Genomic DNA, 15,392 nt, shown 5'->3' on the forward strand with positions numbered 1-15,392 from the left:
TGACTATATCCTCCGTCCGGAGTCATTCCTCGTCGGTCGGCTCGAGTGGGACTCGTTCTACCTCGATATCTTCGTAGTCCTTCTCAGAGGAGAGTACGTTCATCCCTCGCGTTTCCGCAGTCGCCGCGTGGAAGGCGTCGAACGGCGTCATTCCCTCGTCGTAGTAGTTGACACCTTTCAGAACTACCTGTTTCTCTTCCTCGTTCCGCACAGGGACGAGTTCGAGTAGGTTCGCCACCAGCGGGACGTAGTCGAACTCGTAGCGTTCTCGGGCGAGGAGGAGTTCGAGATACGAGAACGGTGACGTTTCGACGTCGTACTCGCCGAGGGCGTCCTCAGCGGAGCCCTGCAACCAATCAGTGTCTTTGGCGAGTGCGAGCAGGAAATCCGTCTTGACGTACACCGTCATCTGTCGCCGCCGGCTTCCTCAGCCTCGTCTTCGCCTCCGCCTCGATGTCCTCTCGAATTTCCTCGACTGATGCATCATGAAGTTCGCCTGCCGCCTCGCGGACAGCTGCAAGTGGATCGTCCGCGACCGGAATCAACTCGATTCTGTCCTCGTACATAACGATGTGATACTTCTGGCCGTACTTCTCGCGCACCTCTTTTGGGATGTACAGCCGTCCCTGCCCGTCCGTCTCTGCTGACATGGATGGGACTATGTTACCACAGAAAAAGAATCTTACCACTATCGAGTGGTTGATGGTTTTCATCAAAACAGTTCAGTAGTGTGTATGGTGGCTTTCATCTATTTGAATGAGGTTGAGCAGCGAGAGATAGGTAGTCGAAAACAGGCGTTTTAGGCTGTATCCGGGCCGCATAGATTTGAGATTCTCTTCCGTTAGCTGTCTTCGTGATTCCCGGTCGATGAACCACGTTACAGCCCTCCGATCTTCACGAAAGCCTATTTCACCACCACCCCATCTAGATACTGGTCAGCGGGTGGTTCTCAGCCACGCTAGACCAGTAACCATGGAACCACGCATTACCGTCATCACGTTGGGAGTCAGTGACTTAGAAAAATCCCTCACCTTTTACCGTGATGGCTTAGGTTGGCCAACGGAGGGAATCGTCGGAACGGAGTTTGAGGGTGGAGCAGTCGCCTTCTTCTCTCTGAGTAACGGCTTGCAACTTGCACTCTACCCTAAACATCAAATCGCGGAAGACGCAAACGTCGACGAAACTGCGTTGAGTCCTGCGAAGTTCACTATCGGCCACAACGTCGCGTCGAAAGAAGAAGTCGATGACGTAATGCAGACGGCGGAAGAAGCCGGTGCGAAGATTACCGACTCGCCTCGTGACCGCGAATGGGGTGGATATTCAGGCCACTTCCAAGACCCGGACGATCACCTGTGGGAAGTAGTTTGGAATCCGCAGTTCGAAATCGAAGAGTAATATTCCCTCCGCCGACTTTTCCTCCGAAAGCGGCAAAGTAGACGAAATCTGTAACGTCAGTTTGAGACCTGAACAAGGTTGAGCAGCGAGAGAATCGGTAGACAAAATCAGCGTTTATAGACACCGTCTTGGGTAATTAGTGTCGGACAATCTTCCAACTGCTGTTCAGTTAGTTTGTCGCTGAATTAGCCGTTGGAACCGGAAGCGTCCGGTGTAACAAACACATGAGTCAGTCTAGTCCGAGACTCAGTTTCAACGCTTCGTCCACCGCTTCCATCGTTTCTGCGCCGAGACTTCCAATTACTGAATGAATCCGCTTTTCGATTGACACGACACGAATCTGGTCGAGACGAATGGACGAATCCTTCTCGAAGGGTGACTCCGCCGCTTCAACAAGCACCTCGAACGGAAAACCTCGATACGTTCCTGTTGCAGGTGCGACGATGGTCGTACTAGAATTCTCGTTTCCAATGTCGTTCTGTACGATCACCGCGGGTCGAGACTTCTTCATCGGCGGTCGAGGCGGATACCCCGAGGCTTGACTTCGGGGAGGAAGCCGACACTGGGGGAGCAAACCACGTTTACCAGCACGACCAACTCCCCCCATCCAAATCAGCATAATTAAACAGTTCTACCACTTCTAATGAAGTATGGCAGAGGTGGTTAGGAACATCCAAGTCAAACTCAACATCCCCGAGTCACGACACTCGGATGTTGACCAGACATTCAAGGAGTTCCGCCAAGCCGCCCAACACGTCGCAGACCACGGATGGAACGACAATCCTGACTACCTCATCAAAGCCAAGAACAAACTCCACAAAGCCACATATACCGAAGTCCGCAAGACAACCAACATTCAATCCAGCCTCGTTCAATCCGCAAGAAACCTCGCAGCCAACGCCCTGTCGAACTGCAAGGACTTGCTCGATGACGACAAGAACACGAGCAAACCCGAATTTCGGGGAAGCGTCATCGTGTACAATGGACGCACCATCACGTACAATAATGGCCATGTGACACTCGCCACGGTAGGCGACCGCGTGAAAGCCGAATACGTCCTCCCACACGAGGACAAAGGCACACCGTTTGAGGAATACTGGCACGAGGACGAGTGGGAGAAAAAAGAGGCCACGCTCCACGAGCGAGACGGAGAATACTACCTCCACGTTGCTGTTGAGAAAATAGTTGATCCTGTTTCTACTGATGAACAGACTGAGAACGGAGTGGTTCTCGGCGTAGACCTCAACGTGGACGGCTACCTCGCCGTTACCAGCACCGGATCGTTCCTCGGGAACGCGGACGAACTCAACCACAAGCGCGGCGAGTACGAACGCCGCCGTGGACACCTCCAACAGACGGGTACTCGCTCAGCACATCTCACCATTCAAAGTATCGGTGACAGGTTTTCCGGGTGGAGTCGTCACCGCTTGCACGACGTGTCGAACGGTATCGTTCGAGAAGCCGTTGAAAACGGTTGTACGCACATTGCGTTCGAGCGGTTGACGTGGATTTGGACGCGCATCTCGAACGCCTTGAAATTCCAGCAGTGGGCGTTCCGAGAAATCCAACGCCAAGTCGAATACAAGGCCGAGGAACACGGTATCGAAGTCGAAACCGTCGCTCCACAGTACACGTCTCAGCGATGTAGTCACGGCGAGTGTGGGTTCACACACGAGGACAACCGTGATGGTGACGAGTTCGAGTGCTTGGACTGCGGGAAAGAACTGCACGCGGATTATAACGCTGCTCAGAACGTAGCGTGGCGTCTTGTCCAGAACTGGCTCAAGTCTGGTTCTGGACGGGCTACCAGTCAACTAGCCCTCAAGTCAGGAACCGTGAACGCGAATGGCGATTTCAACGTCTTCGCTGTCTAGCGGCAGAGCGAGAGTTCACTGACAAGCCCCGACCCTTAAGGTCGGGGTTGTTGACCTAGTCCGCTCCACGCCTCGTCCGACACTTCAGCCCATTCTTCCGCCAGCGATTCCGAATTCTCTGAAGCCTCGCGGTACGCGGCGGCTAGTTCGTCCTCGTCGGGATGGTCGGATTCCACCTCGACGACGGCGACGGTTACACGCTTGTTCGCGTACTCCGTCCCGAGATAGATTCGACCTCGGTCGTCGGTCTCATTGGTTCGTAGGTCCTTGGCATCTACTTTCGTCATGTTACCGACTAAAGCCTACTGTCGAATGAGTGTTACCCACTATTACCCACAGCGATCTATACCGCTCGTATTGACAGACCTGAACGAGACCGAACAGCAAGAGCATCGATACGTCGTCCGGACTTGAGCGCCTAGCTTTCCCCAGACAGGGACCGAGCCGACTCCCGCCACTGAACGTCGCCGAGCGGGCCGAATCGTCGCTCGAGGCGATCCCAGACGACAATCGTCGAGGGAAGCAGGAGGATCGACGTGAGGTAGGCGTAGAAGACCCCCAGCGCGAGCAGGAGTCCGAACTCCATGATCATGGGGATCAACGCGAAATATAACACGCCGAGCCCGCAGACGGTCGTGAGCATACTGCCAGTCAGGGCACCCCCGGTACCGCGAACCGTGACCGCAAGCGCGTCGTGGACGTCGGCCCCCGACTCGAATTCGTCGACGAACCGGTGCATGAAGTGGACCGTGTAGTCGACGCCGAGTCCGATCGAAACTGACAGAATGGGGGCATTGAACGGCGACAGCGGGATATCGAACAGTCGCATCGACCCAGCCAACATCGCGACCGTGACAAGGACCGGAACGAGGTTGATCACGCCGTAGACCATCCGCCCCTCGAGCCACCAGTAGGACAGCATCAGGAAGACCGCAGTGAGGACGAACGCGACGACCAGACTCCTGATCGCCGACTCGGTGATGCGATCGATGACGGCCTGATTGACCACAAGACTCCCCGTCGCCGTCGCGTCCATCGTCATCTCGTTAGCGATGGACTCGGCGGCGTTCGTCGCCTCTGTCTGGTCGGCGTCAACATCCACCTGATACACGATCCGGGTCGCACTCCGGTCGCTCGTGACGTACTGTCGAGCATCGTCTTCCTTGAGCAGTTCGTCGTAGACGCGGTCGACGTCTCGATCCGGAAGACCGTCGCCGTTCGAGTCGGTCCGCTTGACGGTCGCCGCGAACTCGGGATCGGACGCCTTGCGCTGTTCGATCACGCTGACAATGCTGCTCGCTTCCGCGCGGCGATCGGTCTCCTTGAACGCATCGGGCGGCTCCTCGACCGCGCGATCGATATCGCGGAAGACGGCGTCCGATCTCACGTCCGGATCGTCGACGTAGACGGTTACCGAACCAACGAATCCCTGATCGAAGTCCTCCTCGAGGTAGTCGAGGACGGTCATGAAGGTGTAGCCTCCGGGTGTGAGTGGTTCAGGGAGTCGCTCGTACTGGTCGAGCCGATCCTCGTCCGGGAAGAACGCTTCCTGGGAGAACTCCGTGTCGACGCCTGTCCCGTAGCCGGCCGCCGCTGCGCCGAAGATGAGTGCGCTCACGAGGACGACAGCGGGGGCGATTCGTGCGGCCCTCGCCCCCACTGGAAGGATGCGGCCGAGGACGGAGTCCTCGCTCCCCATCGGGCTCGTGCCGAATTCCGGGAATCGGGTCCCGTCTCGGAGTCGATCCAGCCCGACCTTTCCGGCCGGCAGGAAGACGCCGAAGATAAGGAACGTAAACAGGATGCCGACCGACGCGACGATTCCGAACTCTCGAAGCTGGGACAGCGAACTCGTCAGGTTCGCAGCGAACCCGATGACGGTAGTGAGAGTGACGATCAGGAACGCACCCGACAACTGTCCCGTTGTGATTCCCATCGCATCGCCGATGGCCGCTCCCTCGGCACGTTCCTCGCGATACCGGTTGATGATGTGGATCCCGAAGTCGATCCCCACAGCTATCAGGAGCGGGAACACCGTTATCATCATACTCGAGAACGGGATGCCCGCATAGCCCATGAAGCCGAAGGTCCAGATCATCGTCATCAGCAGCGCGAGCAATCCGAGTCCGAGATCGAGCGGATCGCGATAGGCCACCAACAGGAAGAACAGAAGCAATACGAGCGCCGCCGGGAAGACGACGATCGCGGTATCGCCGAGCAACTGTAGCATCTCCTCTTCGATGATCGCATCGCCGAACACCTCGACGTTCTCGCCCGTCTCGTAGCCGTCGATTTCATTGGCTAGCTCGGCGGTTCCCGTCTGTAACTCCGCCGTGTCGTCCGTATCAGCGTTCGGCGGCGTATCGTAGGTGACCGCGACCTGGGCAACGTCTGCCTGTGCCGACTCCCGGGTGAAGTCCGTGCTCACTGGCAGGCCTGCGGTCTCGTCAGCATCCGTGATCGCCGCCTCTATTTCCCGTTGCGTGGCCCGCTCAACGGCGCGTCGCTGCTCTTCGGGCGTTTCCGCGTCCGGATCGAGGTGTTGGGCGACGAGTGAGGCCGGACTCGTCGTCGATGCGACCCTGAGCCCATCTTCGTTTTCGGCACGCTCTTGGAACTCGAGCATCCGAAGGAGGCTCGGCTTCGAGAGGGTGTTTCGATCATCGCTGATGAACAGATTCGCGGTCGATCCGCCGCCCTCGCGGCCCCCGTTCTCGAAGTCGTCCTGCATGTCCTCGAGGGCCTCCTGTTCTTCCAGACCATCAGTGAACTGGTCGGTTCCGGCCTGTTGTTCGCCACCACCGCCGATGCCACCGACGAACAGTCCGGTGACCACAGCGAACGCGAGAACGATCCGCCAAGGATGGTCGGATATCATCGCATTGAGCCGGCTTTTGAGGGTCGGCTCGCTCTCCGTCGAGTCCGTCCGGCCGCGGATCGAATCGGAATCTGACATCGATCAGTCCTGTCTCAACCAGAGGCCGATACCGATTCCACTCACGGCGAGTGCGCCGAGTACGCCGACGATCAGTGACGGGAATCCGCCACCGTCATCTTCGCTAGGTTCGACCTCGATGGGGTGCTTATAGACGTCCGAAAGAACCGTCTCTCCTCGCCGGGTGTCGTACTCGAAATCGAGTTCGACCGGATGTGTCTCGACGGTCGCGTCCGCCGCCGCCGAGATCTCGAACGGAATTTCGGCCGACTCTCCGGGCTCGAGTTCCTTGACGAACGCTTCGTCATCGGGCGCATCGAGGGCCCCTTCGGTGTAGAGTCTGGCGTCGATATTCGTCACCGTCTCCGGACGCTCGTTCGTGATCTCGAGAACGAGGTCGCTGGTTTCGCCCTGTCGAACCGACGCGCCATCGTCGCTGATCGAGAACTCATCGGTTCGGTCGTCAACGACGACTCGCTTGGAGATCGGACCGTCCTGCAGGGTCGCGTCCCCGCTCCCGGTGTACTCGACCGTAAACTGGAGCTGTCGGGCACCCGCGTCTGCCTGGCCACTGACTTCCACCGGATAGGCAAACGTTGCAGCCTCGCCGGACTTCAGCTTGGGAAGCGCGTAGCGGGTGTCTTCGACGAACAGCGAGTCGCTCATCGGTTCGACGATCAACACCGCGTCGTCGACGGGTCGTGGCCCATCGTTAACGACATCACCCGTCACGTTCCCCTCGTAGCCGACCGAGAGGGAGTCCTCGAGGTTCCGAACCGAGAACGATTGGGCTGCTCCCAGCGAGAGCGTCGTCCGGACGGGATCGCTGGTCCGGTCGATACCGGACTCGTCCTCGTAGGTGAACGTCGCCTCGATCGGCTTGTCTGTCGCGCTGGTCGACTCGGCGATCGACGCCTCGACGGTCGTCGTCGTCGACTCGTTTGGCGCGAGGTCACCGATCGCGTTCTCGCTTGTCCCGCCATCGATCGTCACACCGCCGAAGCCGGTGACGGATACGCGCGTGTGGTTCGCGGACTCGCCTCCCGAGTTTTCGATCTCCATCGTTACGTCACCGCTCGCACCGGGGGAGACGTCAGTCGCGACGGTCGACACGTCGAATCGAGGTTCCTCGGGGACCGTCACTCGCAGGTCGAGGGTTTCGGTCTTCGTGAGTCGCTGCTGGACCCCGGAGGAGTCCGAGACGCGGTTCGTGTAGGCGTATTCGATATCGACCTGAATCTCGTGAGTGCCGGGCTCTACGTCTTCAGGAACGTCGATCGTGAGCGGAGCCGTCGCGATCGTCCCGTCTTGAATCGGGCCGACCGCCACTTCGCCGCCGGTCGACTTGAAGGGATCAGCATCGGCGAGTTCGGCAGTCACGCCGCGAGCCGTGAGCACCCGGTTGGACTGCGTTCCTGTTCGCAGGGTGCCGTCGTTCTTAATCTCGACCTCGAGAGTCGTTTCAGTGCCCGGCGTGACCTCCGGGTTCGAGTCGACGAGTTCGAGATTCGGTTCGCCGCGAGTCAACTCGCCACTGGATTGCTGTGCCATCGTGGCAGTGATTGAAAGGGGTGCGAGCACGCTGACGACCGTCACAATGGCGAGCGCGAGAACAGCAACGCGCCGACGACTCATTTGGACCACCCCATCTGCGACTCCAGAGCCACCGGCGACGCCCTCATCGCCGGTTTCTCTCGGCCGATATGTTTGTAGAATTGATTGTTACTCATTGGGAAAGGAGCGGAACGCTGTCGGTATAACTCTTTTGAATGAACGTTCAATCAAACCGATTATGGCACTACGGCGTGACGTATCGCTGCATGCACTCGTTCGATTCGCTCACGGCGTCGGCCGTCGGCGCGTTGTTCCGGTCGGTACCGATGATGGGTATCGAGGTGAACCGCTGTGTCGAGTGATATCTTCGACGAGCCGACGGACACCCGCGAGAAAATCTTGGCGGCAACCTATCGTAGTCTCAGTGAGCATGGCTACGCCGACCTGACCATGCAAACGATCGGTGACGAACTCGAGCAGAGTCCGTCGCTCGTCTATCACCACTACGAGAACAAGGACGCGCTGGTGCTCGCCTGTCTCGAATTTCTGCTCGAGCACTTCGAGGACGAGCTCGGACAGGGAACGATCGAGGAGCCACGGGAGCGACTCGAGGAGATACTCGAATGGTGGTTCGCCACGGACGTCGACGACGAGTGGCACGCGTTCGTGACGACGGTGCTCGAGCTCCGGGCACAGGCAGTCCACGATCCGGACTATCGGGCTCACTTCACCCGAAGCGATCGCGTCTTCAAACGGTCGCTCGCCGCGCTCCTCCGAGCGGGGATCGAAAGCGGGACGTTCCGCGAGTGCGAGCCAGAGCGCGTCGCGGAGATCCTACAGACGACCCTCAACGGGACGGTCCTTCGTCGCTCAAGCACCGATGACGATGAGTGGCTCTCAGCGGTCCACGGCGAATTACAGGAATATCTTCGAACGCGCGTGTACGCGGGACCAGACTCGGATTCTGCTGACGAGTGAGCGGTCGGCTCTGATCCGTCAGCATTCGATAAACCTGACCGGTCGGTGGCGACAAACCGCGTTCCGCAGTCAGTCTGGCTTCAGGACTCGATTTGGACGATACTTTCTCGAGCGACGGCTCCCGCACAGTCGTTATCCCATGTCCCCATCCATCACGAATGAGGTGCCCCTGGAAGACATCCGTTGCAAGTAACTCAGTCGCCGCCAGAGAGTACCTATCTTCTCCGATGTCGAAACGGAACGGATCAGCCCTGTGGCTGAGATTGAGCACTTGATTCACACGGAGTGATGACTGTCAGTATCTATTATATGTAATCCGTGAACTGTCGGCACGAGAGAGATGAGTACGGAACGGACGCGACCCACGAGCGGACTCGACCGACGATCGTATCTGAAACTAGCCGGACTGGCGGTTCCGGCGGCCGTCTCCTCGATGTCGGTAGCGAGCGCAGCGGACGATGCCGAGTCGTACGAGGTCATCGAGGCCCGCGGCCAGACGATAGACATCGACGATGGCGAAACGTTTGCGAACAAACTGATCGATTACACGACCGGTGAGGGGTGTACGATCGACGCCAGGGAGTCGACCGATTGGACGATACGAAACGTCGGGTTCAGAGGGCGAAAGCGAGCGCCACGGACCGTATTCGGCCTCTCCGATACCGACAACGGGACGAGCACCGTCGAGAACGTCTATCTCGGCGATGGATCGGACGACGTCGGCGACTCACCACACGGCCCCGGCGGCATCTTCGTCGGCCCGGAGCACACCGGAACGATCGAGTTCAGGAACGTCAACGTCCAAGGGTTCCCCAACAACGGCATCTACGCTTCCGCCCCGGCAACGAGTGGCGAGGGATCGATCCACATTGACGGCTGTTATGCAGCCAACTGCGGGGTCTCCCAGTATCGCGTCGGCGGCGACGACGATACGATTGCCAACTCGACCGCTGTACTCACCGAGAGCGGCTACGACGGCCGCGGCGTCTGGGCGTGGTCCCCCGGGGAGGTCAACGTAGCGAACTGCCAGTTTGCGATGGACGGTCGCCACTACTCGTTCGTCGTCGGCGCGAACGACGACTCGAGTCGGCTCTCCGTTACCGACACGGAATGGGACGACGAGTTCCACGGCGGGTGGGCGAACCGGTACAGCGGAGATATCTGCTTCGACGGTGGCAACGGCAACGATCCGTACGCCATCGTTCCGGAGGGGTGTCCGGCGTCGGTCGCCGACGTGTTTCCGGCCGACATCGGTGACATCTTCATTGCTGATCAGGAGTCGACCGGCGACGCCATTACCGTGGGGTTGGCGTTTTATAATGCCGCTAACGCCGTTGTTGTCGTTGAAACCGAATCCGGCGATGTAGTCGGTCACAGCGATGTGATCCCAGCCGGTGACGCCGTCGAGGGGCTTTCGGTCGAGTTAGCGTCGCCGCTCGAGGAGACACAGCGGGTAACAGCGCGACTACACCATGTCACCGATGAGACACCTGGTACTGTGATTACGGTCGACGGTGAACCGATTGCGACTACCGTCAACGTGACGCTCAATAATTGGTACGGAGACTACACCGCCGAAGACGGTGTCGTCGACAACAGTGGACTCAATGGGGCAGTTACAGATTACTTAGCCAACGAGCTTGCTCCGAATCAGCTCAATGAAATTATCTCCTACTACCTCTCCGGTGAGCCAATGTCGTAACTCGAGTATTGTCTCTCGATAATTCGGTAGATATTATTCGTATTAAATATAGTAGTATTCTATTACTATCTCCATTAGACATAAGACAAGTTGATAAGGGGAGAATCGATAGCTATCGGTGGCGGGGACGGATGGGGTATCGCCCTGCTCACCCACAATCACCGACTCCCGCCCTGTGGGTAGGGGTACCAGGGTGACTACCGCTAACCATCCGACTTTTGATGCAGGCCAAGTGACTATCTCTTGTCCGCGTGCTATTCGTGGTTCTGTGACATGATTTCGGACTGCGAAACGTGTTCTCGAACAGTTGCACTCCTGTAAATATATTCAAATTTACATTCTCAAATAGTGGTCTTCGAACGGGGTAGTAAACTCCTGTCGTAAGAACTTCTTACGATTGATTGGGACTTTCTTTCGCCGATCGTGCTTCTGACCACGAACGGCTCGAAAATTATATCAAGTGGAATGTCTTCCAAAACAACTTTTTTATACCGGATTAGTTATATTATATCTCACGGCCACCGATATCACGCAAATTGGTCGTTTGAGCCACTGAAAGCGCTATATGCCCAATATAGCTGGCGTATTAATTAGTTGCTAACCCCGTTTTTTGTATGTCGAACAGTATACTCGTCACTTGTGACGTACAACAAACTATATAAGAGATGCCTATGAATTACCTGCCGTACCCCTACCCATGGTCATGCAAGCAAGTAGGATCGGACGGCGTCTCTCGGACCGGCCCCAATGTCCGATTACCCCGATTCACGATCGGAACGCAAGCGTGGCCACGCAGGAGAAGCAACCCGAATAATACAAAACATGACAAGAGACAATACAGCAACCTATCGCGAGAAGGGACGCGCAGTAGTCCTGACCGTGATGATGGTACTCTCTGTCGTCGCAATGTCCGCAGCGTTCGCGGGCGGGGCGGCGGCAGTATCCGACACTACTAGTGGAGATGGCATTACCGCAAATGTCACCACCACAGGCGTACAGGCAACTCACACAGCTAACGTTACAGTCGAAAGTGGAGATAGTGTAGTTGGAAATGGGGATCTCACTGAAATCTCGGCCAACTATTCAAACTTCACGACTACTGGGACTGACTCCGTAGCGAATGTCGTTGCGAATGATGACGCAACTGTTCTGGTTAACGGTAACCAAGTAACGGTTAACGGCGTCACCCAGGGTACAAGTGGCGACGAGGCAGTCATCAACGTCACTAACACCACCCTTCAGGCTGGAGACACCGTCGAAGTCCAACTTGTTGGTGTCGACAACCCTGAGAGTGCAGAAAGCGCTAACGTCGCTGTTACGCTATCGGAAACCAGTAACACGGCTGACGACAACATTAACCTAGGTCTCGCAACCACTCAGCCGAACGTCGATGTTGAACCCAATCCCGGCGTTACGTCTGTCGGAACCAGTGTCGAATACACCGCTACGGTGACCGACAGCAACGACGACCCGATTGAAGGTGTTAATGTCACGGTTGACGAGGTCAGCGCCGATACGCTGGCAACGACTGCCGGCCAAGCTGCCTCTGACCTCCCGACGAATATCACCATGGATGCTAACGGTGAAGCCACGCAGACACTGTCCAACACTACGGCCGCTGGTACGGGCGTCTACGATGCTACCTTCACCGAGGGGCTGAGTGCTGATGGCAACGCTGTCACCGTCAGTCATCAGGCATCCGATCAGGACACCGCATATATTGACGGTGACATCGCTGACGACAGCCTGAACCCGATTGAGGACGATGGGAGCATCACCATCAACGTGACTGACGACAACGGTCTTACGATCGTTGATGAGGTCCAGCTCGCTGACTTCGATACGCTCGCTTCGAACAACGACTTCGTCGAGAGTGCTGGCTTCACGTCCTCCTCGGACATGAGCAACGATCAGCGCGGCGAGTACTACATCGAACTCGCGACCTCCGGCGAAACGACTTACACCTTCGAGGCTGATGCCGAGGGCTTCGAAGCGTTCGACGGTTCGGTGACGGTCAGCCCCGGACAGCAGGGCGACCGGAACCTCCGTCTCACCCGAAACGTGGACGCCGACCGTCTGACCCTCATCGATGACGGTGAACTCGAGACCATCGAGGGCGACCTCGAGGACGGATCGTACACGCACGGCGAACCGACGTCGATAGGGGCCCAGGAAGCTGACCTCGAAGAGACGGTCAGCGTCAACGCCTTCGTCGAGACCAATAACACCGAGGCATTCAATACTGCACTCGGTGAATCCGCACCGTTCCCCGACGATACGGTTGATGTTACCGTCGACAACGTCGATAACCCGAACGATGGGACCACGGTCGCTACGGGCGACGTGAACATCAATCCGAGTAGCAGCGAAGCCGTCAACGAGAACGCGACTACTGCCTTCGATGTCTCGCTCGACCTCGGCGCTAACAACCCCGACGACTTCACTGAGAACATCGTCGTCGATCTGACGTTCGCGGCTAACAGCAACGCCAGCACGACCGACGAGCTGACCGTCACCTTCGTGCCTGAAGTCGACGGTACCGGTACGATCTCCGGTGAAGTCGACGAACTCGTCGACGACTCTGACAGCAACGTCGAACCCGCTGACACGCAGGTCTACGCTGTCCAGACCTCGGACTTCGCTCCGAACACCGCTACGATCAGCGAGACTGATAATCTGACGGTCGAAAAAGGCGACACGTACCGTATCGTGAGCGTCAGCGATGAAACCGGTGAGACGAGTGTGGAAGACGCTCGCGTCAACTACCTTGTCTCGACCGACAACGGAGTCGAAGTGACGGAGAACGAGAGTTCCTTCGAGATCGCCTCCGAAGTCGACACTTCGTACAACCTCACCCTGCGCTTCCTGCAGAACGAATCCTACCAGCTTCAGGAATACAACGAAACCTCTGGTGAGTTCGAAGCTGACGACAACGTTACCGCCTTCGATCAGACGGTGACCGTCGAAGATGGCGATGACGTTGCAAGCACCTTCGAAGCTACGGAGGACCTGACTTACGACGCGATCGACTCCAAGTACGAGGAGGACCCCGTGGTGCCGGTCGACGTGACCAACAGCCTGGGTAACTTCGAACTGTACAACCTGCCGGCGAACAACGACTACGTCGTGATCGCTGGTGGTATCGGCACCGAAGAAGCTGACACCGCAGACGGATACGCGAACTTCCGTGGATTCGACAACGTCTCCGTCTACGAGAACGCAGATGAAAGCTCGGAGCAGAAGGAAGTCGACCTGACGGTCGAGGAAGTCGAAATCGACACGTACTTCGACTACGACCTCGACGTCCAGCTCCGTAACGAAGACGGTGAACTCGTCAAGGAAGATCGCATCGAGACCGGCGAAGAGATCGAAGTCGGTGTCTTCGTCAATGCGAGCAACCAAGACAACGGCAACGTGATCGACGCTGACTCCAGCGCAGTGCAGGGGCAGCAGATCAACCTCACGACGCTCGACCAGGACGCCAACCAGACCGAGATCGACCCCGAGTTCGGTAGTCTCGCCGACACCGAACTTGAGGTTGAACACGTCGTAAACGGCACGGCGTACGCCAACACGACGTTCTCGGCTGACGCACTCCAGACTGGTACTGCGAACATCTCCGCATCCACTACGAACGACCGCGATCAGGTGTACGAAACCCGCGAGGGGGCAGGCACCAACGATCGTAGTGACCAGGCACAGGTTGAGGTCTTCGACACCGTCGAGATCACTGGCGACGTCGTCAACGAGAACGACGACAACATCAAGGGCGCAGTCGTGCTCCTATTCGACCTCGACGAAGTCGATAATCCGGCTCAACTCGAGCGCGGTGACGAGAACGTGACCCAGTCTTCCAGTACCGGTACTGAGGGCTCGTACGTGTACACGAGCGTCGAAACCGGTAACAGATATGGTATCAAGGCTATCGCCCAAGATGCCGACGAAAACAAGGTGTCCAACACCCGAACGCTGAATAAGGGCGACTCCGTTCAGGACGCCCTTGGTGGTGAAGACATCGTCGTCGAAGGTGCGTCGCCCGACCAGCCGCTTCAGGGCGCGTTCTTCGGCGTCAGTACCCCTGACTCCCAAACGATCACTCAGGGAGAGGATCTGACGGTCACCGTTGACGTCGAGAACACCGGTGCAATCGAGTCCACCCGAGACGTCACGCTGACTGTCGAAGACGAGAACGGCAGTGTGACCGAGCTCGACAGTACTGAAGTGACGCTCGAAGCTGGTGGAAATACCACTGTGGACCTCAACGTGGAGAATGTTAACCTCGAGGCCGGCGAGTACGATCTCACGGTCTCGACTGGCGACACTGAAACGACTGCCACGCTGACGGTCAACGACAACGGTAGCAGCAACGATCACCCCTACACCAACGACAACGGTGTTGTCGACGAAGAGGGTCTCAACACCGCTGTTACCGACTACCTGAACGACGATCTCCAGGGTAGCTACACCTTCAACGAGCTCGTCAGCGCCTACCTTACCGACGAACCGCTCGCATAACCGCGTAAAGGGCATCCTGTCCTTTCCGTCTAATCGAGTTCTTTTTTGGATCTACCGATTAGTTGTTAGACCCGTCTACTAGTTGAACGCACGTGATAGCTAATAGAATTGCAACGAGATCGGATGCCAATGCGAATCTCTGCTCGTTTACGGGCGCGGCATAGCCCGCGATTTCACTTACGGATAGTAGAATTCATCATCACACATGGTTTCCCGTTGGTTCACGTATGTTAGATACCCCTCAAGACTGATCTATCGGCGATAATAGAATATTATTTCAACAAATTACGGGAGAAATATGGCCGGAGAGGCCGACAGCATGGTTATTTCTAACGTGTAGTGTAAATAGGATTCCGCGTCAGGTAACACAAAGCATTTAATATATCAACCCAAGGTTTCGGGTGTATCGGGACGGGTAATCCACCCTTGTCCCCGGCAC

10 protein-coding genes and 1 pseudogene are annotated in these 15,392 nt (G+C 57.2%); 5 read left to right on the forward strand and 6 right to left on the reverse strand.

The window, feature by feature from the left end; translation table 11 throughout:
* Positions 1–22 precede the first annotated feature (22 nt).
* Both K6I40_RS25845 and K6I40_RS25850 read right to left on the reverse strand, forming a co-directional pair.
* The gene (locus K6I40_RS25845; protein WP_222918270.1) at positions 23–409 is read right to left on the reverse strand and encodes a PIN domain-containing protein; all 387 of its coding nucleotides are present in this window, start codon (positions 407–409) and stop codon (positions 23–25) included.
* On the reverse strand, positions 357–650 hold the full coding sequence (locus K6I40_RS25850) for an AbrB/MazE/SpoVT family DNA-binding domain-containing protein (protein ID WP_255681871.1): 294 nt from the start codon (positions 648–650) through the stop codon (positions 357–359). Before K6I40_RS25850 ends, K6I40_RS25845 begins: the two co-directional genes overlap by 53 nt.
* A gap of 322 nt (positions 651–972) precedes the next feature.
* Here K6I40_RS25850 and K6I40_RS25855 point away from each other — a divergent pair, with 322 nt between their 5' ends.
* Positions 973–1,395 carry a VOC family protein gene (locus tag K6I40_RS25855; protein WP_222918271.1) on the forward strand — a complete coding sequence of 141 codons (423 nt, stop codon included), beginning with the start codon at positions 973–975 and terminating at the stop codon, positions 1,393–1,395.
* A gap of 229 nt (positions 1,396–1,624) precedes the next feature.
* Here K6I40_RS25855 and K6I40_RS25860 read toward each other — a convergent pair.
* Positions 1,625–1,906 (reverse strand): annotated as a pseudogene (locus tag K6I40_RS25860) (type II toxin-antitoxin system PemK/MazF family toxin); the annotation flags it as partial.
* A 139-nt stretch (positions 1,907–2,045) separates the two neighbouring features.
* On the opposite strand from K6I40_RS25860, the gene K6I40_RS25865 reads away from it, so the two are divergent.
* Complete coding sequence (locus K6I40_RS25865; protein ID WP_222918272.1) at positions 2,046–3,269, forward strand: RNA-guided endonuclease TnpB family protein; 1,224 nt, start codon at positions 2,046–2,048, stop codon at positions 3,267–3,269.
* A 35-nt stretch (positions 3,270–3,304) separates the two neighbouring features.
* On the opposite strand, the gene K6I40_RS25870 is transcribed toward K6I40_RS25865, so the two are convergent.
* From K6I40_RS25870 to K6I40_RS25880, 3 genes are all read right to left on the reverse strand, one after another.
* Entirely contained in the window at positions 3,305–3,556 is a 252-nt protein-coding gene (locus K6I40_RS25870) for a hypothetical protein (protein WP_222918273.1), read from the reverse strand.
* 131 nt (positions 3,557–3,687) lie between these two features.
* Positions 3,688–6,225, reverse strand: coding sequence for an MMPL family transporter (locus K6I40_RS25875; protein ID WP_222918274.1), 2,538 nt, complete (start codon positions 6,223–6,225; stop codon positions 3,688–3,690).
* 3 nt (positions 6,226–6,228) lie between these two features.
* Positions 6,229–7,839, reverse strand: coding sequence for an NEW3 domain-containing protein (locus tag K6I40_RS25880; RefSeq protein ID WP_222918275.1), 1,611 nt, complete (start codon positions 7,837–7,839; stop codon positions 6,229–6,231).
* A gap of 270 nt (positions 7,840–8,109) precedes the next feature.
* Between K6I40_RS25880 and K6I40_RS25885 the strand changes: the two genes are divergently transcribed.
* From K6I40_RS25885 to K6I40_RS25895, 3 genes are all read left to right on the forward strand, one after another.
* Positions 8,110–8,736, forward strand: a complete 627-nt coding sequence (locus K6I40_RS25885) for a TetR/AcrR family transcriptional regulator (protein WP_222918276.1) — start codon at positions 8,110–8,112, stop codon at positions 8,734–8,736.
* Positions 8,737–9,076: 340 nt separating this feature from the next.
* Positions 9,077–10,438, forward strand: a complete 1,362-nt coding sequence (locus K6I40_RS25890) for a hypothetical protein (protein ID WP_222918277.1) — start codon at positions 9,077–9,079, stop codon at positions 10,436–10,438.
* 1,449 nt (positions 10,439–11,887) lie between these two features.
* A complete protein-coding gene (locus tag K6I40_RS25895) occupies positions 11,888–14,953 on the forward strand; it encodes a hypothetical protein (protein ID WP_255681872.1) in 3,066 nt (1,021 codons plus the stop codon).
* The last annotated feature ends 439 nt before the right edge of the window (positions 14,954–15,392 follow it).

The sequence above is a fragment of the Natrinema sp. SYSU A 869 genome (assembly GCF_019879105.1).
Taxonomy (GTDB): Archaea; Halobacteriota; Halobacteria; order Halobacteriales; family Natrialbaceae; genus Natrinema.